Genomic DNA, 21,862 nt, shown 5'->3' on the forward strand with positions numbered 1-21,862 from the left:
CAACTCAAAAAGTTATTATTTAGTTCTTAAATTAGATAATTTTAGAGTTAAACCAGAGGAAAATTATATTTCGTGGTTGCTATGAATAATTCAGGTTAAAATAATAATTTAGTTACTTTATAAGATGAGGTGTTAATAATGTTAGACAGAAATTATAAAAAAATTGAAAGTAATTTAATAAATTGGATCAGAGAAAAAGTTCATGATGCTGGATGTCAGGGAGCAGTAATTGGTTTATCAGGTGGGATTGATTCTTCTGTTACCTCTCTCCTCTGCCAAAAAGCTTTTCCAGAAAACACTTTGGGAATTATTATGCCCTGTTTTAGTAATCCAGAAGATAAAGTTGATGCTGTTAAACATGCAGAAAAGTTTAGTATTAAATATAAGGAAATTGATCTAAGTGCTCCTTATCAAAAATTACTCCAAACAATTAATAAATATGATTCGGAAGCTGTTTTAGAAGAAGTGATAAATAATAAAAATTTAGCTGCTGCTCAGGGCAGTCTTAAATTAGCTCTTGCTAATATGAAGCCCCGATTGAGAATGACACTGCTCTATTATTACGCAAATTTAAATAATTATTTGGTAGTTGGAACTGATAATCGCAGCGAATTAAAATTAGGTTATTTTACTAAATATGGAGATGGTGGTATAGACATTGCACCTCTAGGTAATTTAGTTAAACTCGAAGTAAGAGGTCTGGCCCGGAAAATGGGGATTGATCAAAAAATAATTACCAAAAAGCCTTCTGCTGGACTCTGGAATGGACAAAGTGATCAGGATGAGATTGGATTAAGTTATCGAGAAATAGATTACTACATTGTAGACGGTAAAGCTGATGTTAAAACTTCAGACAAAATAGAAAAGATTGCTGCAGCCAATCAACATAAATTAGAGCTACCTGCAATTCCTGATTTTTAATTGAATTACTGTATACTGTTATATAAACTGCAGAATCCTTGCTTTTTATGTGAGCTATCTATATAATTTACTCATAGTTAACATATACCTAACACAAGGAGGAAATTATTATGAGTAGTAGAGAAGTAAGTAGTGGTTTTTTTAAGAAAGTATTTATGACATTAATGCTGGTGATTTTATTCAGCAGTCTGGCTTTAGCACAAGAAGATCAGGCGGCAGCAAATGCGGTTGCAATTGACACAATTTGGACTTTAATCGCGGCTTTTTTAGTTTTCTTTATGCAGGCTGGATTTGCAATGGTTGAGGCTGGATTTACCAGAGCAAAAAATGCAGGTAACATTATCATGAAAAATATAATGGACTTTGCATCTGGTTCTTTAGTTTTCTGGGCTGTTGGTTTTGCTTTTATGTTTGGTTCCGGCAACAGTTTTATCGGAACTACAGGTTATTTTCTGCAGGATACATTCGCAAATCTTGGCCTTGAGATTCCAATTGCAGCTTTCTTTATCTTTCAGACAGTTTTTGCAGCAACAGCAGCAACAATTGTTTCTGGTGCAATGGCTGAAAGAACTAATTTTTCCGGTTACTTAGCTTACAGTGTTGTAATTACAGCCTTTATTTATCCCGTAGTTGGACACTGGATCTGGGGTGGTGGCTGGTTAGCAGAAATGGGAATTATAGACTTTGCTGGATCAACGGTTGTTCACTCTGTTGGTGGCTGGGCTGCTTTAGCCGGTGCCATTGTTTTAGGTCCTAGAATTGGTAAATATAATGAAGACGGCAGTGCTAACGCTCTACCGGGTCACAACCTTTTAATGGCAGCCCTTGGTGTCTTTATTCTCTGGTTTGGCTGGTTTGGATTTAACCCCGGTTCTACTGTTGCCGGTACTGATTTATCAATTGCCTCAATAGCAGTAACAACTAATCTAGCTGCAGCAGCCGGTGCTGTAATGGCCATGAGTGTCAGCTGGATTAAATATGGAAAGGCAGATGTAAGTATGACTTTAAATGGTGCTTTAGCAGGTTTAGTTAGTATAACAGCCGGTACAGCAAATGTTGGTAACCTTTCAGCTATAATTATCGGTGCTATTGCTGGTATGATAGTTATTTATTCTGTTGAATTCTTTGATAAATTACAAATTGACGATCCTGTTGGTGCAGTATCTGTCCATGGAGTTTGCGGTGCTTTTGGAACTCTAGCAGTTGGAATTTTTGCAGCAGAAGGTGGACTTCTTTTTGGTGGTGGAATTAGTCTTTTAATCACTCAGTTCATTGGTGTAATAACTGTCTTCTTCTGGGCATTTGGACTTGGTTTTGTACTCTTTAAAACAATTGATGTAGTGATTGGACTTAGAGTTTCTGAAGCAGATGAGATTGAAGGTCTTGATTACTCTGAACACGGTGCTCAATCTTATCCAGATTTTATGATCAATATTAACGCTCAAAATTAAAGGAGGAGAATGCAATGAAAAGAATTGAAGCAATTATTCGCCCTGACAAAACAGATAAATTAATTGACAGGTTAGAAGCCATAGGTATCAACGGTTTAAATATTACAGAAATTAAGGGCTATGGTTCTCAAAAGGGTCATTCTGAAACTTACAGAGGTGTGACTTATAGAATTAGACTCCGAAAAAAAATAAAGGTTGAAATAATTGTTGAATACACAGAAGTAGACAAAATTGTTGAAGCTATTAAAGAAGCTGTACAAACTGGTGAAGTTGGTGACGGAAAAATATTTATCTCTGATATTGAAAATGCAATCAGAATCAGAACTGGTGAGGAAGGAACAGCAGCTTTATAAAAGTTTGAAATCAGAAATAAAAATTATATTCAAAAAATCAAAAACCCCCTGCTTAAGAAATTATAACAGGGGGCTTTAAATTAATCAGAAAATATTTTAACAAAAACATCTGCTAATTCGGGATCAAATTGTGTCCCAACACAGGAATTGATTTCTTTTAATGCTTCTTCTTTTGTAACAGCTTTTTTATAGACTTGATCATGGGTCATTACATCATAAGCATCTATAATTGCAATTATTCTGGCTAATAAAGGAATTTTTTCTCCTTTTAAACCTCTGGGGTAACCACTGCCATCCCAATGTTCATGGTGTGATAAAACATCCTCAGATATATGAGAATAATCTTCAGTAGTATTTAATATTCTATGGCCGACAGCTGAATGAGTTTTAACTTCCTGCCACTCTTTATCTGAAAGTTTTCCTTTTTTGTTTAAAATTCTCTCTGGTATGACAGTTTTTCCAATATCATGTAACTCTGCAGCTAAGATCAGTTTTTCTATTTCAGCTTGACTTAAATTTAAAGCCTCTGCAAATTTTTCAGCTGTAGCGATCATTCTTTTTGCATGATCAGCTGTTTCCTGGCTTTTTTTATCTAAACTTTTCAATAATGTACTTACAATCCTGTTTTTAATATTTCTACTTTCAGTAAGTTTATTTTTATACATTCTCGATTCTGCTTCATTTAAAATATCAAAAAAATCTTGATAATTATATTTTTTTACAGCATATCCCAAGGCTGTAGAAAGAGGTAATTTATTACCATTTTCAAAATTTAAATATTCATCTGCAATTTTTCTATCAATTCTTTGGACTATTTTTTTAACTGCCTTTAGGTCAGTTTGAGGAAGTATGATTACAAATTCATCTCCACCCCAGCGGGCTATTAAATCTTCTCCACGGCAGCTGCTTTTTAATATTTTAGCAGTTTTAATAATTAACTTATCACCCTGATGATGGCCATAAGAATCATTTATTAGTTTGAGCGCATTTAAGTCAGCCATTATCACTGCTAACGGTAATTTCTCTTCTCTATTAATTTTTTGAATCTGCTTTTCAATATATGATCGATTATATAAATCAGTTAGACTATCATGATAACTTGCATATTTTATTTTGTTTTCACTTTCAACTTTATCAGTCACATCACTTTGAATAGAGATGATTCCACTTTCACCATTTGGCAGCTTAATTCTTTTTTCATGCATGCGAGAATAACTTGTTTCCCCATTCTTTTTTGAAGTTATAACTTCATGAGTTAAAGTTTTTCCACTGATAATTTTTTGGATATCCTTTTTTGCTTTTTCTATATTTTCTGCCAGGACTACTGTTTCAAAAATACTGTTACCGACAAGTTCATCTTTACTATAGCCGGTCATTGATTCAATAGCATCATTCACCTTAAGTATTTGACCCTTTTGATTAATTATCATTATTCCTGCCGGCAGACTATCTACCATCTTTGAATAGTATTGATTCAAATTATAATTTATTTGACTTTGATAAAGGCTTTTAAGATTATTTTCCACTAAATCTTTGACAAATTTGAGCTGTTTCTTTAATTGAGAACTAAAATCTCTTTTTTGATTATCATGAAGACAAATAGTACCATAAACTTCACCATTTGGCCATAAAATAGGATAACCTAAATAAGCAACCAGGCCATTTTCCATATAAATAGAATTTTTCCATTTTTTAATTTCAGCTGCGTTTTTAACCTCTAAACTTGATTTGCTTTCAATTACATCTTCACAATAAAGACCCTCAAGTTTAAACTTCTCTCCTTCAAAAAATAAATTATCTGGATTTGAGCTAGCTTTTTTTACTTCTAAATATGGTGCCTGATAATTATTAATGAGAATATCTTGGACACCATAAAATTGAACAAACATATCTAATAGTTCCTGCCACTGATCAACAGTTTTCTCAGGAATCTTAATATCTTCTGTTTTTACATCCATTTTTTTAAATAGATCATTCATAATTTTACCTCACATCTTTTAGTCCGTTACGTCAAATCTAACATAAGGCTCACTTAAACTATTTTTTCCCACTCCTGATATAAAGTTTCCAACCTACTATTTTGTTGTTCATATTTATCTTTTAACTCCTGCAGCAGTTCAAAATCATTAATATTTTCTTCAGCTGTCATTTGACTTTCTAAATCACTTAAATTCTTTTCTAAAGCTTCTATTTCAACTTCAATTTCTTCTAGCCGCTTTTGTCTTTTTTGCTCACGACTGCGTGCCTCTTTCTGAGCCTCATAATCAAGTTTTCCTTCACTTTTATCTTCCTGCTCATCTAAGTCCTGCTGCTCAGAAATTTCGTTTTTCTTTTTCTGCTTATAATAACTATAATCTCCAAAATACTTATTCAGTTCCTGATTTTCTAACTCATAGATATAATCAATAACTTTATCTAAAAAATAACGGTCATGTGATACAATTAAAACTGTACCTGAATAATCTTTTAAGGCCTCTTCCAGCACCTCACGGGAAGCCAAATCCAAATGATTTGTTGGCTCATCCAAAATTAAAAAGTTATAATTACCGCTCATCAGCTGCAGCAATCTTAAACGACTTTTTTCGCCCCCACTCAGCTGTTTAACTTTTTTAAAAACATCTTCTCCAGTAAAGAGAAAGGAAGCCAGCATATCTCTTGCTTTAGAATTTGTGACAGCAGTTTCACGCTGTAAAGCTGTAATTAAATCATCTTCAGGGTTAAAGCCTTCAAATTCCTGACGGTAATAAGCAGGATAAACATTTGTTCCAATCCTAACCTGTCCCCGATCTGCTGGTATTTCGCCCATTATAATTCTCAAAATTGTTGATTTACCTGTACCATTATCACCTATAATTGCTGCTTTATCAGTTCGATGCAGTTCAAAATTTAGATCCTGGAATAAATTTAAATCTTCAAATCTTTTACTTAAATTTTCTACAAATAGAACATCGTCTCCACCACGAATCTCAGTCTCAAGTTCTAGCTTCATCTTTCTTCCCTTTAGCTGAGGTTTTTCCAGACGATCAATTTTTTCTAAGCGCTTTTCCATGGCCTTTGCCCTTTTAAACATTTTTTCGCTGTCACGAGAGCGGCCCCAGATATAGAGCTGTTCTATTGCATCTTCCAGCTGTTTAATTTTTTTCTGCTGGTTTTTATATTCGCGCAGACGCTGTTCGTACCTTCTTTTTCTTTCTTTTTGATAATAGCTGTAATTACCGCTGTAATCTTCATTTTTACCATTTTTTATTTCTACAATTCTTTCGATAGTATTATCCAGAAAATATCTATCGTGAGAAATAATTAAAAGACTTCCCTGGTAAGAATTAAGATAATTTTCAAGCCATTCAACAGATTTTAAATCAAGATGATTTGTCGGTTCATCTAAAAGTAATAAGTCAGGCTCAATTAAAAGTAATTTGGCCAATCCGACTCTGGTTTTTTCACCACCACTTAGCTGATCTAAGGTTTTTTCATGAATCTCTTCTTCATCAAAACCCATACCAGCAGCTACCTGACGGATCTTACTCTGATATTCATAGCCTACTCCTTTTTCAAACTCTCTCTGTAGAGCACTATATTCCCTCATAGTTGCTTCTAAATTATCAGAATGGCTTGCAGACTTATCAACCCGCTCACCATGATGAGTAATTTTTTCCTCCAGCTTTTTCATTTTCTTGATCTGCTGTTTAACCTCTGCAAAAACTTTTTCTAGTTCCTGATAAATGCTGAGTTCAGATTTGAAATCCGGCAGCTGATCAAGGTAACCAACTTCAATATCATTTCTAACCGAAACCGTACCGTCAGAATAATGTTCCCGGCCAGTTATAATCTGAAAAATTGTTGTTTTACCAGAGCCGTTGGGGCCAATTAAAGCCACCGACTCACCCTCATTTACATTTAGAGAAAAGTCTTTCAAAACAGTCTCAATTCCATATTCTTTTTTTAAGTTATTAATATTTAAAATAGCCATTTATAACCACACTTTTCTTTTAGCTTAATCAGATACTAGTAAAATTCTGGTCAGCAATTTTTTATTGTTTTTAAAAACAACCGCCAGTGAAGCTCTCCCCCCGGATCTGATATTTAGTTAAAGTTTAAAATTAGAGTCTTCATCTCGTTGACGGAATAATACAGCAATTCCTCCGATTACCTGAACCACTTCTGAACCAGTTGCTGTAGCAAGTTCTTCAGCAGCAGAACGAGTTGTTCTACCTGTGCTTTCTAGAATTCTGACCTTTAAAAGTTCATGATCTTCTAAGGCTTCATCAAGCTGTTCGATTACAGATTCTGTTATTCCATCTTTACCAACATGGACTATTGGATTTAGAGAATTTGCTTCTCCTCTAAGATAACTTCTATTTTTTCCTGTTAACATTATAACACCTTCTTTCTTTACTAATATTCTTGTTATATTATAATTTAATTATCATTTTATAAATCAATTTTGTCTATTTATTCTACATAATCAAATTCTAAAGGACCAATTACTACGGTGTCCCCTTCTTTGACTCCCTCTTTTTCCATCATTTCATTTAAATCATAATGTTTTAAAACCCTCATTAACCTCTGGACTGCTGCATCATTGTTAAAATCAGTTTTTTCAAGATATGAATCAAGGAGTGTTCCTCTGACTTCATATTTATCTTTATTCAACTTTTCTATATATAGTTCATCTACAAAATCAGGTCTAATTACTACCTCTTCTTCTTTAGCTATCTCTCTTTCTGGTAGTTCCTGCAGCCGCTCTCCTAAATGATAAATTAATGGTTTGCATCCCTCGCCGGTTACTGCAGAAATAGGGAAAACAGTATAACCACGCTCATTTAGTTCTGATTTAACAGTTTCTATATTTTGTCGGCCTTCTTCTAAATCTATCTTATTTAAGGCAACTACCTGTTCTAAAGAAGCTAAATAATCATTATATTTATTGAGCTCATTATTAATTGTCTCAAAATCTTCTACGGGATCTCTCCCTTCAATTCCTGAAACATCAATTACATGAACCAGTAATCTTGTTCTATCTAGATGTTTTAAAAATTCATCTCCTAAACCAGTTCCCTGATGTGCACCTTCAATGATTCCTGGAATATCCGCCATCACAAAAGATTGATATTCACCATATTGAACAACACCTAAATTCGGATGTAAGGTTGTAAAATGATAAAAATCAATTTTGGGTTTGGCATGTGAAACCTGAGAAATTAGAGTTGATTTACCTACATTTGGATAACCAACTAAACCTACATCTGCCAGCACCTTTAATTCTAGTCTAATTTTTTTTAGTTCACCTTTAGCTCCATTTTCTGAAAAACGTGGGGCTTTACGGGTAGATTTTTTGAATCTAGCATTACCTTTTCCACCTTTTCCACCTTCAGCAATTACATATTGATCTCCTGCTTCTTTTAAATCTGCTAAAAACTGGTCTGTATCTGCATCATAAACCATAGTTCCTGGTGGAACATCCAGTACAGTGTCTTCACCATTTTTTCCGTGCATCTTTTTTCCCTGACCGTTCTGTCCGCGGTCAGCTTTATAAATATTATTATAGCGGTAATCAGCTAGGGTATTCATCCCCTCATTAACTTTAAGAATAATACTGCCACCATCTCCACCATCTCCACCATCAGGTCCTCCCTGATCGATGTATTTTTCACGGCGAAAACTGACAACTCCATTACCACCATCTCCTGCTTTTACCTTAAATTCCACTTCATCTATAAACATATTATTCACCTCCGTTTTAAACTTTCGTTACGTCAAATCTAATTTAAATAATTATATATATTCTTATCCACAGGAAAACATTTGAAATGATCTCTAATATGAAAAAACCCTCAGCACCTAAAGCACTGAGGGACATTATACAATAATATTAGTTAGCAATAGCTGCTACTTGATCTTCTGTATAAACACTGATCTGACGATTCTTTTTACCTTTTCTTTCAAATTTAACATAACCGTCAACCTTGGAGAATAAAGTATCATCATTACCACGGCCAACATTTAAACCTGGCTTAAACTTAGTACCTCTCTGACGTACTAAAATACTACCAGCTGTTACGAATTCGCCGTCGAATTCCTTAACACCAAGTCGTTTCGATTCACTGTCACGACCATTCCGGGAACTACCAACACCCTTCTTCTGGGACATTTAACTCCACCCCCTTAGAAAATAAATTTTTTAAAATATTTATAAGTTAAATACTAGACTAAAATCTAGTATTGCTGCTAATTTATAATTTATAAAATTAAGCATTAATGTCTTCGATTAAAACTTTAGTGTAAGGCTGTCTGTGACCAGTTTTCTTGCGATATCTAATCTTTGGCTTATATTTGAAAACAACAATCTTTTTATTCTTGCCCTGCTCAATTACCTTTCCCTTAACAGAAGCTCCTTCAATCATTGGAGAACCTGCTTTAAAACCATTTTCATCAGATAAAGCTAAAATCTGATCAAATTCAACACTATCGCCTTCCTCAGCAGAAAGCTTTTCAATTTTTAAGATTTGACCTTCTTCAACGCGGTACTGTTTACCGCCAGTTTTAATAATAGCATACATTATATGTTACACCTCCCTTACCTCAGACTCGCCGGATGAGGCACTCTTCTTAGAAGAGATTTTACGGCCTATACCGTGCGGTTTTGGCACCTTCAAAATGAAGGCTGGATAAATAACTCCAGATATAAATTCTAGCATAAATCAGCTCTATAGTCAAGGAAATGACTAAAATGATTGGCTTTATTTTATCAGCTATCTAAAAAAATCAAATTTTTGATAATCACTAAGCAAGATGGGCTCTAGCGTAAGTTCGATGCATATCATCAATAATTATCTCTACTTCATTTTCCACCATATTCCCAGCCCCGTTGACGATTATTATATAACCATCAATTCTTGCAATTCCTGCATTTTCATTGCTGGCATGCTGATCTTCAATTTTAACAGTAATTCGATCACCGGCATCTAAATCTAAAATCTCAGGCTGCAGATCTTCTTTTGATCCTTTTTCAATAACCATGTCTTCATATTTAAGCTCTGCATTACCGCTGATAAAAATATCGATTCCAAATTTATCTTCCAGTTCCTGCAGCTTTTCTCCTCCAGCCCCAATTAAAACTGCTGCCACTTCTGGATGCAGTTCTAAGGATACAGCTGGATATTTTTTTCGGCTGGTTATCTCATCAATCTTGCGGATTACTTTCATAGCCACTGTTGATTCAGATAAAACCTTACCAGTTCCTCCACAGACAGGACAATCCTTCTGCATCAAAGAGCCAAAACCTTCTCTAACCTTTTTTCTGGTCATCTCAAGCAGTCCCAGCTGGGTAAAACCTAAGATAGAAGTTTTAGTTCTATCTTTTGCCAGCTCATTTGCTAAAAGATCAGTTACAGACTGCTGATCTGATTGATTATTCATATCTATAAAGTCAATGATAATGATTCCACCAATATCTCTCAGTTTAATCTGACGGGCAATTTCGGCAACAGCTTCTTTGTTTGTTTTAACAATTGTATCCTGCAAATTTTTCTTACCGGTAAATTTACCTGTGTTAATGTCAATTGAAACCAGGGCTTCAGTTTGATCTATAACCAGATATCCTCCCGATTTAAGCCAGACTTTACGCTGCAGTAAACTCTCAATTTCTTTTTCAATATTATAAGCAGCCAGAATTGGTATATTGCGCTGATAAAGTGCAATTCTATTTTTTAAATCTGGTGCAAAAATTGAGGTTAAATCAATTAACCGCTGATAATCTTCTTTATCATCTACAACTACTCGATCTATATTTTCATCTAAATAATCTCTAATTAAATTTTTAAGCAAATCTTCTTCCTGATATAAAATATCTATATCATTTTTCTGGAAAAAATCATTACGAATTCTTTTCCAGGTTCCTGATAAAAAATTATAATCATTCTGTAGCTTGGTATAACTCTCATCTCTGGCATTTGTTCGAATGATTAAACCTTCTTTGCCATCTTTTAAATCCTGAGCTATTGATTTTAAACGACCCCGCTCACCATCATCATTGATTCTGCGAGAAATACCAATTTTGTTGTCAGATGGGATATAAACAAAAAATCTACCTGGTATAGAAATTTTACAGGTTACTTTTGCTCCTTTGCTGCCCATTGGCTCTTTGACAACCTGAACCATCAGCCACTGTCCCGGCTGTAATACATGCTTTACATTTAATTCCTTTTTACTCAACTTCTTTTTCTGCTCACTATTTAAAATTGGGTATAAATCATTTAAGTGAATAAAAGCATTGCGTGCTATTCCAATATCAACAAAAGCTGCCTGCATCCCCGGCAGCACATCCTGTACTCTGCCGCGGTAGACGTTACCAGCTATTTTATGATAGGTGTCTCTTTCAAAAAAAAGGTCTTCCAAAGAATTATTATTTAATAAAGCTGCTCTTCTTTCTCTATATTCCGAATTTATTATTATTTGTCTGCTCATCTATTTCAACTCCCGATGAATTTTTCTGCATAGGGAGGGTAAAAGTCTGCTTCATCTCTAACAAAAACTCCCTCTCTTATAACCTGTAGAGGTGAAAAACCCTTAACTTCTGAAAACTTTTCTCTTAAAGCTCTGTTTAGTTCTTCAGGTCTCACATTACCTCTACTCCCTGTTACAACTGCAAATTTCCATTTGTTTTTATCTATAATTTCTGCAGAAAATATTCTTTTCTTTAAATCAATTTTTCTGTCGGATTTTTTTCTCCGATGTCTGATAATCATAATCTCCGATTGTGCCATAAATTCCTCTAACATTTTCTTTTCTTCTTCTAAACTTTTGGCTGAGGTGTATTCAAAATTTATTGTATAAATAGCAGTATCTAAAAGAGATGAAAGTGATCGAATATCATCCGGTATTTTTACTGCCTTTTTAAATCTTAAATCAGCCGGCGAAACAGCATTCAAATCTTCGATCAGTTTTTCAGGATCTATTTCAGAATCCAGTTCAAGGTCAAAATATTCTCCCTGACTGATTAAACCAACTGCAAGAGGTGGTCCAATCGCTAGATTAATTCTAGGATTATATCCTTGAGAAAAAGCTGCCGGCAGTTCTGCCCTTCTAATTATTCTTCTTAAAGTTTTAATAACTTCTAAATGAGAAATATACATTAAGTCTTCTAATTTAGCAAATTTAATCCTGTAATTCATTTGTTCTACCACCTACTAACTCTAGATCAACTTCAAAATTACCACAGATTGCACAACCATGACAGTCGGCAAATCTACAGTCATCTATTAATACTTCATTATATGCATTTTTGTATTCTTTAATTAAGAAAGATTTGGGAATTCCAATATCTAATTTCTCCCAGGAAAAAATTTCATTTTCTCCTCTTTCTCTTAAATATTCTTCTGGCTGAATGTCGTTTTCTCTAAAAGCCTCTCCCCAAATTCTGGGCTCAAAACATTCATGCCAGCCTTCAAAGCGGCTGCCTTTTTCCCAGGCAGAAGCAATTACTTGAGAAAGTCTTCTGTCTCCTCTGGCAAGTACTCCTTCCAAACGCGAAAGTTCTGGGTCATTCCAGCTAAAGGAAAAACTTCTCCCTTTAATATTATCTCTTAAATAATCGTGTTTTTTAATAATCGTCTCTACATCATCCATCTTGTGCCACTGAAATGGTGTAAAAACTTTGGGAACAAAGGTTGAGACACTGACAGAAACTTCTATTCGCCTCATTCTTTTCTTAGTATTTCGGCGGACTTCCTGACCGATATTTCTTATTTTTTGGGCCATCTCTGCTATACCTTTAACATCTTCCATTGTTTCAGTCGGCAGACCAATCATAAAATAAAGTTTGATCTTGGACCAGCCGTTTTCAAAAGCTGAGCGGGCTGCGCTGTAGATATCATCTTCACTAATATTTTTATTAATTACATCTCTTAAACGCTGTGTCCCTGCCTCTGGGGCAAAGGTTAAACCTGTTTTTCTGACCTTATTAACCTCTTCTGCCAGTTCAACTGAAAATTTATCAACTCTCAATGAAGATAAAGAAACACTAATTTTTTTCTCACTAAATTTTTTAGTCATGGCCTGCACTAATTTTTTGGCTTCGGTATAATCGACAGTACTTAATGATGTTAAGGAAATCTCATCATAACCTGTCGACTTTAAAGCCTTTTCGGCAAGTTCCATTAACCGCCCAACACTTCTTTCTCTAACCGGTCGGTAAGCTATTCCAGCAGCGCAAAATCTGCAGCTTCTGGTACAGCCGCGTGAAATCTCTAAAACAACTCTTTCATGAACCGTATCCCGGTAGGGTACAATAAAATCTGTTGGAAAAAAAGCCTGATCTAAGTTCTGAACCACCTGTTTTTTGACTCTATCTTTTTGGCCAGGGGCTGAATTTAAAGCTAAAATCTCACCCTGCTCACCATATTCTTCACTATAGAGTGAAGGAACATAAACTCCGGGCATTTTATTTAGCTTTTTTAAAATTTCAGCTTTTTTTAATCCCTGAGCCTTCAAATCCTGATATTTATTTAAGAGTGTGATAATAAAAGCTTCTGCCTCACCCACAAAAAACAAATCTATAAATTCGGCTATTGGTTCAGAATTAAATACAGTTGAACCGCCGGCAATAACCAGTGGATCCTCTTCCTTTCTTTCGGAAGCATAAATTGAAAGCCCACTTAAATCCAGCATATTTAAAATATTTGTATAACTCATCTCATACTGAAGTGTAAATCCTAAAATATCAAAATCTTTAATTTCATGGTAAGATTCTAAGCTATAAAGAGGAATCTCTTCTTCCTTCATCAGATCTTCCATGTCCTGCCAGGGAGCATAAACTCTTTCTGCCAGCATATTATCTTCTCTATTAATTAAATGATATAAAATTTTAAGCCCTAAATGAGACATACCAATTTCATAAACATCTGGAAAGGCCAGGGCCACCTTCAGCCTTTCTGGATCCCAGTCTTTAGTAATAGAGTTCCACTCATTACCGGTATATCTTTCCGGACTGGAGATCTTATATAAATTTTCTATAATTTTTTCTTTATACTGCAAAAAACCACCTCATATTAAAACATCAATTTATTTTTCCTCAAGTTTATATTAATTGCTATTGCAACTGCAGTCAGCGAGGTCAACATAAATGTACCTCCATAACTAATAAAGGGTAGAGGAATACCAGTGATTGGCATAATACCCATTGTCATTCCGACATTCTCCAGCACGTGAAATAAAAACATAGCTATAATTCCTATCATAACTAAATAACCATATCTATCCCTTGCATTTTCGGCAATGCTTAAAAATTGCCAGAGTAAAAATAAAAATAATAAAATTACGACTGCTGTTCCTAAAAAGCCAAATTCTTCTCCAATTACTGAAAAAATGAAATCAGTATGTTTTTCAGGTAAGAAATTCAGCTGATTTTGAGTCCCTGCAAAAAGTCCTTTTCCAAATGATCTTCCAGATCCCAGAGCAATAATTGATTGAATAATATTATAGCCGCTGCCGTGAGGATCTATATTCGGGTTTATAAAAACTATCAATCTATTTAGCTGATATTCTTTCAAAAAAGGAAGCGGTGTATTAAAAAATACATGGGCTGTGATAGTGGAAACAATTACTAAGAAACCGCCTCCAAAAACTGAAGCCATATATTTGAAATTACCACCACCCGCAAAAAGCATCAGCAAGTAAATAAAAAACAAGACTAAAGCAGTACCCAAATCATTTTGTAAAATAACCAGTGAAAAAGGAATAAAAGCTACTATTGAAGGCAGAAACATTCCTTTTAGATAACCCATATCATCTGAATTATTATCAATCACTGCTGCTAAAACTAAAATTAACATTATTTTAGATAATTCTGAAGTCTGAAGGTTAAAAGCACCAATACTAATCCAGTGAGCCCCTCCGGAAACACCCTGACCTAAAAATAAGGTTGCAGTTAACATCAGAAGCATTGAAATATAAATCAAAATAGCATACTGTTTAAATATTTTATAATCAAAGGCCTGCATGATAAAAACTACCAGCAGCCCCAGCACAACTGAGACTGCCTGTTTTTGAAGAAATCTTAATGCACCACTACCCGCCTGATTAATTTCAACAGCAGAACTAATACTGATAAAGCCAATTAAAATTAATAAAATAACAGCAAATGGTACATTGAAATTTAAGTAACGCAGAAATTTTTTGTTCCAGTTCATTTGGAGCAACCCCTCTACTTAGAGCCTTTTAGGGGGAAATTCGCAACTAAGGCTGTCATGTCATCTTCACGTTTAACATCCATTTCAATTTTCTGAGAATCGACATCTATATATTTACTTAAAACACCTATTAATTCATCACGCATTGCATCCATTTCATCTGGAGTTAATTTTACTCTATCTTGAACAAGTACAAATTGTAATCTTTCCTTTGCTACACTTTTACTTTTTTTATCTTTATCATCACTTTTTAAACCGAGCCACTTTAATATATCGATTTTACTCCCCCCCTTGTATTAAGATAAACCAACTAACTTTTTAAATCTAGTTAAAAAACTATCTTTTTCTAAAGGCATCATTGGTAGATCCTCACCCATGATTCTGCGAGCAATATTACGATAAGCCTGTCCTGCTTTAGCATTATCATTTAAGGCAATAGGTTCACCTTTATTAGTCGAAACAACAATACCTTCGTCTTCTGGTACTATACCAATTAAGTCAATAGCTAAAATTTCTATCATATCATCAATTCCCATCATATCACCACGGTCAACCATATCTGCTCTAATCCTATTGATTATCACTTCTGGATCACGTAGACCTTCAGCCTCTAATAAACCAATAATTCTATCGGCATCACGAACAGCTGAGATTTCAGGAGTTGTTACAATAATAGCCCTATCTGCACCGGCTATTGCGTTTTTAAATCCCTGTTCAATTCCAGCTGGTGAATCAACAACAATATAATCCATATCTTCTTTTAACTTTTCAATAAGCTCCTTCATTTGAAAAGGAGTAACAGAAGTTTTGTCTCTTGTTTGAGCTGCTGGTAAAAGATATAAACCGTCATAACGCTTATCTCTAATCATGGCCTGTTCAAGTCTGCAGTTATTTTCAACTACATCAACAATATCGTAAACAATTCTATTTTCAAGTCCCATAACAACATCCAAATTTCTAAGTCCAATATCAGCATCAATCAAACAAACTTTGTTGCCCTGCATTGCAAGAGCAGTACCAATATTAGCTGAAGAAGTAGTTTTGCCTACCCCACCTTTACCTGATGTAATAACAATTGTCTTGCCTGCCAAATTTCATCCCCCCTGAATTTATAACTAAATTTTTTCTACAATAATTTGATCTTCTTCTATAAATGCTCTTTCTGCCTGTAATTTAGAACTATCACTGTCATCTGGTGATCTGGCAATTAATGAAGCTATTCTCAGCTGGGTTGGATCCAGCATTAAAGCTGCTACCTGAGCTTCTTTACTGCCACCAGCACCCGCATGGACAACTCCTCTTAACCTACCAAAAACAATAATATCACCACCAGCAATTACTTCTGCACCGGGATTAACATCACCAACAATTACTACATTAGCCTGATGTTTAACTCGCTGACCTGATCTGAGGGTTCTATTTATTATTACTGCCTCAGAAGTGCTTTCTTTATTTTTTTCTTCTGTTTCAATTTTTTTTGCTGTAAAATAAATTTTATTAACCTGATTATAATTTTTAACTAAATTCATCAGTTCTTCTAGCTGTTCAAAAGCTAATTCTAATCCACTCAAATTCAAATATAAATTAACACCTGTAAAAAAATCAGAAGCCTCAGCAGCGTGAAGGCCAACAGCTTTTTTGATATTGCCGAAGGTACTGCCTTCACGAAAATTCATTACTATTCCATCTGAAACTGCCTGAAAAGAAAACACAGAAGCCATAAAATCTCTCCTCATTATAAACACTTTTTAATATATTCTTTAATAAATTATTCTTCCCTACTGTTATAATAAATCTTTTTTCTACCATTCTCATAATTTTTAAAGCCAAAATAATATTCCATTATTTCTCTGGCAATTGGAACAGAATAGGCGCTTGAACCACCATTTTCTATAAAAACAACAATCGCTATTTGAGGATCTTCATAGGGAGCAAAGCCTCCAAACCAACCATGATTTGCACCTCCAGTTTGGGCAGTACCCGTTTTACCGGCTGCTTTAACTGGAAAATCACTAAAATGTCTAGAAGCAGTACCATAACTTTTATTTACAACATCGTGCATTCCTTCTTTTAGAGCCTCAAAAACTTCTGGCTCTACTTCATCTCTTAAATCAATTCTAATTTCTGGTTTAAAAGTTTCAACAATGTCACCATCTGCTCCCCTTATTTCTTTAACCAGCTGTGGTTTATAGGAAACTCCCTCTGCAGCTACTGTTGAAATTAAGGAGGCAATCTGTACCGGTGTTGTCAATAAACTTCCCTGACCTATTGATAAATTAACTGAATCACCTGGATACCATCCCTGATTTAAATTGCTTCTTTTCCAGCTGTCGTCTGGGACTAAACCGCTTTTTTCAGATGGTAAATCGATATCAGTTTTAGTTCCCAGGCCATATTTATGAGCATATTCAGCCAGTTTTTCTCCTTTATATTCTTTATAAAGCTCATAACCCAGTTCATAAAAAACAACATTATTTGAGCGGGCTATTGCTTTTACAAAATCAAGTTTACCCTCTCCAACTGGATTCCAGTTTTTAAAGGGTCTGGACCAATTTGGAATTGAAAAAGTTCCATTTGAGTCGTAAAAACTGGTATTTGCTCGAACTCCTAACTCTTCCATAGCTGCTGTTCCGGTAACGAGTTTAAAAATCGAGGCTGGTGGAACCGCTGTCATTGTTGTCCGATTAATCATTGGCCGCAAGGGATCATTGATCAATTCTTGATAATCACTGCTGCTGATTCCCTTAGCAAATAAATTTAGATTATAATCAGGAAGACTGGCAGAAGCAAGAATACCTCCTGTATCAATATCCATCACTACGGCAGCAATACCAGTAGGGGTTGATCTGTCTTCATCTTCAGCTGCCAGTTCTCTAAGTTGATTATAATTTTTCTCTAATAAATCTTCTAGAACTGACTGTAGTGAAAAGTTAATATTTAAAATTAAATCATTTCCAGCCTCTGGATTTTTAATACCAATGGTTTTAATTTTTTTACCACGGCTGTTGACCTCAATCTGTTCAGCGCCTCGTTCTCCATTTAAATAAAACTCGTATTCCTTTTCCAGCCCACCTTTACCTACAAAGTCACCACCGCGGTAATTGTAGCCCTGTTCATTAAATGAAATCAATTCCTGTTCATTAATCTCACCAATATAGCCGGTGGCATGAACCAGTTTCTCAGGATAAATATAATCTCTCATGGATGATTCGTTAACTATCAAGCCGGGTAAAATATCCTTGTTTTCAGCTATTATAACCATATCTTCTTTATCCAGATGTCTGGCCAGTAATATTGGTTCTACAGCAGTATCAACCTCAGAATTTTTATAATTCTGGAGCAGTCGCGATTCTGCTAAACTGCTAATTTGAGAAAGCTTATTTAGAATTTCTGCAGCTGAGCTTTCTGGCGGTATTTCATTCTGCATCAAATATAGATTATAGCTTAATCTGTTAGATACAATGATTTCGCCCCGCTTATCATATATTCTGCCTCGTGGTGCATTTATTGGCCTAACAGAAATTCTATTACCTTCGGAAAGTTCATAATAATAGTCACCCTGTACAATTTGTAAATAAGCAGCTCTGGACAGCAAAATAGTAAAAATTAAAAGTATAACAATCCTGATAATTTTATGTCTGTCCACTCAGATCACGCCTTCCCCAGAAAAAATAAATTAAATAAACAAAGAAGGTGATTAGAGAATTTAATGCTGCCATTGGTAAAATCATATCTTTAATCAAGGTTAAATAATTTGCGGCAAATAAATAATTTTCTTTTAACAGCAGGTATAAAAGTTCATGCACAATTGTTGCTAAAAAGACACCAAGAGGCGGAATTAATAAATTTTCAGGAAAAAATCTTCCCGACAGCAGAGCCGATAAAAAAGCAACCGCTGTTTTTACTGGTGTAAAAAGTCCAATAAAAGATGTTATAAAAACATCCTGCAGCAAGCCACCTACCGCTCCATAAATCATCGCATCTTGGGCCCCAAAAATAATAGCTCTAATTACAATGTAAATTAATATAAAATCTGGTATTAAATTTAAAGATGGAAAAAATATAGGTAGGGTCAGCTGAAAAATCAACAGGAAGATTATGATTGAAATATTAAATATATATTTTTTCAATTTAAACTCCCCATCATTAAGATTTTTCCTTTAATTTGCTTCACTTTCTGAGTCTCCATCATTTTCTTCACTTTCCTCATCTGAATTAATTTCAGCTTCATTTTCTAATTGAAGATTTTCACTACTTTGAATTGATTCTCGATTAATTGAATTAAAATTTTTGATAATCATTACTTCCTCTAATGTTATCTGATGTATAAAAAGATTTATATCCGCTTTTTGAGAAAGACCGTAGTTATCTGTTTCAACTGCTTCCACTTCGCCAATTTTTAGGCCTGAGGGGAAATTGTTTGATAGACCAGAAGTTAAAACAACATCTCCTTTTTCTAGATCAGCATCCCAGGCGATACTATCCATAATATTTGGTCTGTCATCCCTACCACTTCCTTTAACTAAGCCGATCTCTCTAGAATCAGTTCGGGCAATTATTCCACCCACAACAAAATTATGATCGGTAATTAGTCTTACCTGAGCTGAGCTGCTGCCGACATTTTCTACTCTGCCAACTAAATAGCCCTGGTAACTAATAACAGGCATCCTTGCCTTTAAACCATCCTTGCTGCCTCGATTAATCGTAATTGTTTTTTCCCAGATCGAAGGAGAGTTTGCAATCACTTCTGCCCCAAGCATCTGATAATTAACTTTTTCTTTAAAATCTAGCAGTTCTCGCAAGCGTTGGTTTTCTCTATTTATATTTTCCAAAAATAGTATCTGTCTTTCTAAAACACTATTTCTCTGTCGAAGTTCTTTTATTTCCTGATTGATTTCATCAATAGAAAATAGAGTTATAAAAAAGTTTTTAACACTTTCAACTAGCTGATTTAATAAGTTAATGATCGGACTAATTAGATTATATATTAGATCACTCAACCAATTAAATATGGGTAAATCTATTTCTGTAAAATAAATAAAACTAAAGACTAGTATAATAGAAATTAAAATTACTGCTGTGATTAAAGTATTCCTGTTAAAGTTAAACAACAGGTACACCCCCTATGAAAGTTTTTTGGGTGTAATTAAAATCTTTTTTAAAGAGTCAATTTCTTCTAAAGCCATTCCTGTTCCCTTAGCTACACAGTCTAAAGGTTCATCTGCAATATGAACGGGCATCTGTGTCTGATCAATTAGTAGTTTATCTAAACCCTGTAGTAAAGCTCCACCACCGGTTAATATTATACCTCTATCCATAACATCAGATGCTAGTTCAGGAGGTGTTTTTTCTAATGTCATTTTCACTGCGTCAATAATGTTAACCACCGGTTCTTCTAAAGCTTTTTGTATTTCGGCTGCTGTAATTTCTATAGTTTTTGGTAAGCCGCTGACAAGGTCACGTCCTCTAATTTCTTTGCGGCCATCAGGATTATCACTGTAAGCTGCTCCAATATCTATTTTAATTTCCTCAGCAGTTCTTTCTCCAATCATTAAATTATACTTTCTTTTAACATACTGCACAATAGCAGCATCCATATCATCTCCACCAATTCTAATCGAGCGACTGGTTACAATCCCACCTAAAGAAATAACTGCAACTTCAGTAGTTCCACCACCAATATCAACAATCATATTTCCAGTTGGTTCATGAACAGGCAAACCAGCACCAATAGCTGCTGCCATCGGTTCTTCTATCAAATATGCTTCTCTGGCGCCAGCATGAACAGCTGCATCAATAACAGCTCTTTTTTCAACTTCTGTCACCCCAGAAGGAACACAGATTATTATTCTAGGCCTAACCATTCGGCTCCTTTTATGAGCTTTAGTTATGAAATAACGGAGCATTGATTCTGTAACATCAAAATCGGCGATTACCCCATCCTTCATTGGTCTAACAGCAACAATATTTCCGGGTGTTCTACCTATCATTCTTTTTGCTTCATCACCGACAGCAAGTACTTCCTGTTTATCCTTTTTAAGGGCTACAACTGAGGGCTCTCTAATTAAAATCCCCTTACCCTTAATATAAACTAGTGTGTTTGCTGTCCCAAGGTCAACACCCATATCCCTTGAGAATGGTGCACTTAAAAATTTAAAAACCATTTATTTAAACCCCTTTCAAATTATATAAACTTAGATTAAAAACTTAAATTAAATTTAATTAAAATAAAATATCAAAAATCAAAATAAAGATTTTTCCTTAAAACTTAAATATTTATCACCGGCAATTATAATATGATCGATAACTTCAATTCCAATTATTTTTCCTGTTTTAACCAATTTTTTGGTAATGCTTAGATCGTCAGCACTTGGTGTCGGGTCACCACTTGGATGATTATGAACAAGAATCACAGCTGCACTGCTGCGTCTAATTGCCTCTTTAAAAACTTCTCTTGGATGGACAATTGAACTTGACAGCCCTCCCCGAGAAATTTCCGGAACCGCAATCACCTTATTTTTGACATCTAAGAGTATTACTCGTAAAACTTCCTGTTTTAAAAATCTCATTTCACCAGCCAGTAATTCTGCAGCTTGAATTGGATTACTTACTAAATCTTTTTGCTGGTTTTTTAAAGTTCTAATTCTACAGCTTAATTCTACTACTGCTTTAATTTGAGCAGCTTTAGCAGTTCCTATTCCATTAATCTGCTGCAGTTCTTCACAGCTTAAATCCTGAAGACCTGTTAACCCTCCATAAAAACTTAATAAATCTTGTGCCAGTTCTACAGCAGTTCGGTCCTTATTTCCTGTCCTGATTATTAAGGCCAAAAGTTCTGCTGTTGATAAATATTTACTACCTTTTTTTAAAAGCTTTTCTCTTGGTCTTTCCTCTGCTGGTAATTCTTTGATGGTAAAATTGGTCTGAAGACCATCCATCAAAATTAGCC

General features: G+C 34.7%; 21 protein-coding genes and 1 other annotated feature. Of the genes, 3 read left to right on the top strand and 18 right to left on the bottom strand.

Annotation, left to right across the window (positions count from 1 at the left end; genetic code table 11):
• Positions 1-138: 138 nt before the first annotated feature.
• The 3 genes from nadE to C7954_RS09255 all read left to right on the top strand — a co-directional run bounded on the left by nadE (position 139) and on the right by C7954_RS09255 (position 2,725).
• The gene (gene nadE / locus C7954_RS09245) at positions 139-921 is read left to right on the top strand and encodes an NAD(+) synthase (RefSeq protein WP_089655737.1); all 783 of its coding nucleotides are present in this window, start codon (positions 139-141) and stop codon (positions 919-921) included.
• Between the two features lie 110 nt (positions 922-1,031).
• Positions 1,032-2,372, top strand: a complete 1,341-nt coding sequence (locus C7954_RS09250; protein WP_073159100.1) for an ammonium transporter — start codon at positions 1,032-1,034, stop codon at positions 2,370-2,372.
• Positions 2,373-2,386: 14 nt separating this feature from the next.
• Positions 2,387-2,725 carry a P-II family nitrogen regulator gene (locus C7954_RS09255; RefSeq protein WP_073159098.1) on the top strand — a complete coding sequence of 113 codons (339 nt, stop codon included), beginning with the start codon at positions 2,387-2,389 and terminating at the stop codon, positions 2,723-2,725.
• Positions 2,726-2,805: 80 nt separating this feature from the next.
• Here C7954_RS09255 and C7954_RS09260 read toward each other — a convergent pair whose 3' ends face one another.
• The 18 genes from C7954_RS09260 to radC form a co-directional block, all read right to left on the bottom strand.
• Entirely contained in the window at positions 2,806-4,704 is a 1,899-nt protein-coding gene (locus tag C7954_RS09260) for an HD domain-containing phosphohydrolase (RefSeq protein ID WP_110300808.1), read from the bottom strand.
• Positions 4,705-4,757: 53 nt separating this feature from the next.
• Positions 4,758-6,695: a ribosomal protection-like ABC-F family protein gene (abc-f, locus tag C7954_RS09265; RefSeq protein ID WP_073159094.1), complete on the bottom strand. Its 1,938-nt coding sequence runs from the start codon at positions 6,693-6,695 to the stop codon at positions 4,758-4,760.
• A gap of 117 nt (positions 6,696-6,812) precedes the next feature.
• Positions 6,813-7,100 (bottom strand): ribosome assembly RNA-binding protein YhbY, encoded by a 288-nt coding sequence (yhbY, locus tag C7954_RS09270; protein ID WP_073159092.1) that lies wholly within the window; start codon positions 7,098-7,100, stop codon positions 6,813-6,815.
• A gap of 77 nt (positions 7,101-7,177) precedes the next feature.
• Positions 7,178-8,449, bottom strand: coding sequence for a GTPase ObgE (gene obgE / locus C7954_RS09275; protein WP_089655739.1), 1,272 nt, complete (start codon positions 8,447-8,449; stop codon positions 7,178-7,180).
• A gap of 148 nt (positions 8,450-8,597) precedes the next feature.
• Complete coding sequence (rpmA, locus tag C7954_RS09280) at positions 8,598-8,876, bottom strand: 50S ribosomal protein L27 (protein ID WP_073159088.1); 279 nt, start codon at positions 8,874-8,876, stop codon at positions 8,598-8,600.
• A gap of 97 nt (positions 8,877-8,973) precedes the next feature.
• Positions 8,974-9,285 (bottom strand): 50S ribosomal protein L21, encoded by a 312-nt coding sequence (gene rplU, locus C7954_RS09285; protein WP_073159086.1) that lies wholly within the window; start codon positions 9,283-9,285, stop codon positions 8,974-8,976.
• Positions 9,286-9,299: 14 nt separating this feature from the next.
• Positions 9,300-9,378 (bottom strand) — a sequence feature (ribosomal protein L21 leader region).
• Between the two features lie 130 nt (positions 9,379-9,508).
• Complete coding sequence (locus C7954_RS09290) at positions 9,509-11,191, bottom strand: Rne/Rng family ribonuclease (RefSeq protein WP_073159084.1); 1,683 nt, start codon at positions 11,189-11,191, stop codon at positions 9,509-9,511.
• A 5-nt stretch (positions 11,192-11,196) separates the two neighbouring features.
• Complete coding sequence (locus tag C7954_RS09295; protein ID WP_134059687.1) at positions 11,197-11,898, bottom strand: TIGR03936 family radical SAM-associated protein; 702 nt, start codon at positions 11,896-11,898, stop codon at positions 11,197-11,199.
• Complete coding sequence (locus tag C7954_RS09300; protein WP_134059690.1) at positions 11,882-13,759, bottom strand: TIGR03960 family B12-binding radical SAM protein; 1,878 nt, start codon at positions 13,757-13,759, stop codon at positions 11,882-11,884. Before C7954_RS09300 ends, C7954_RS09295 begins: the two co-directional genes overlap by 17 nt.
• 14 nt (positions 13,760-13,773) lie before the next feature.
• Entirely contained in the window at positions 13,774-14,913 is a 1,140-nt protein-coding gene (rodA, locus tag C7954_RS09305; protein ID WP_134059694.1) for a rod shape-determining protein RodA, read from the bottom strand.
• A 14-nt stretch (positions 14,914-14,927) separates the two neighbouring features.
• Positions 14,928-15,191 carry a cell division topological specificity factor MinE gene (gene minE, locus C7954_RS09310; protein ID WP_134059697.1) on the bottom strand — a complete coding sequence of 88 codons (264 nt, stop codon included), beginning with the start codon at positions 15,189-15,191 and terminating at the stop codon, positions 14,928-14,930.
• 18 nt (positions 15,192-15,209) lie between these two features.
• The gene (minD, locus tag C7954_RS09315; RefSeq protein ID WP_134059700.1) at positions 15,210-16,004 is read right to left on the bottom strand and encodes a septum site-determining protein MinD; all 795 of its coding nucleotides are present in this window, start codon (positions 16,002-16,004) and stop codon (positions 15,210-15,212) included.
• A 24-nt stretch (positions 16,005-16,028) separates the two neighbouring features.
• Entirely contained in the window at positions 16,029-16,634 is a 606-nt protein-coding gene (gene minC / locus C7954_RS09320; RefSeq protein ID WP_134059703.1) for a septum site-determining protein MinC, read from the bottom strand.
• 47 nt (positions 16,635-16,681) lie between these two features.
• The gene (mrdA, locus tag C7954_RS09325) at positions 16,682-18,559 is read right to left on the bottom strand and encodes a penicillin-binding protein 2 (protein ID WP_134059706.1); all 1,878 of its coding nucleotides are present in this window, start codon (positions 18,557-18,559) and stop codon (positions 16,682-16,684) included.
• Positions 18,546-19,043 (bottom strand): rod shape-determining protein MreD, encoded by a 498-nt coding sequence (gene mreD / locus C7954_RS09330; RefSeq protein WP_134059708.1) that lies wholly within the window; start codon positions 19,041-19,043, stop codon positions 18,546-18,548. Before mreD ends, mrdA begins: the two co-directional genes overlap by 14 nt.
• A gap of 30 nt (positions 19,044-19,073) precedes the next feature.
• A complete protein-coding gene (gene mreC, locus C7954_RS09335) occupies positions 19,074-20,024 on the bottom strand; it encodes a rod shape-determining protein MreC (protein WP_134059711.1) in 951 nt (316 codons plus the stop codon).
• Between the two features lie 12 nt (positions 20,025-20,036).
• Positions 20,037-21,077 (bottom strand): rod shape-determining protein, encoded by a 1,041-nt coding sequence (locus tag C7954_RS09340; RefSeq protein ID WP_134059714.1) that lies wholly within the window; start codon positions 21,075-21,077, stop codon positions 20,037-20,039.
• A gap of 78 nt (positions 21,078-21,155) precedes the next feature.
• Positions 21,156-21,851: a RadC family protein gene (gene radC / locus C7954_RS09345; protein WP_134059717.1), complete on the bottom strand. Its 696-nt coding sequence runs from the start codon at positions 21,849-21,851 to the stop codon at positions 21,156-21,158.
• Positions 21,852-21,862: the final 11 nt, after the last annotated feature.

Origin of the sequence: Halanaerobium congolense, assembly GCF_004366375.1 — a bacterium.
GTDB lineage: Bacteria > Bacillota > Halanaerobiia > Halanaerobiales > Halanaerobiaceae > Halanaerobium > Halanaerobium congolense.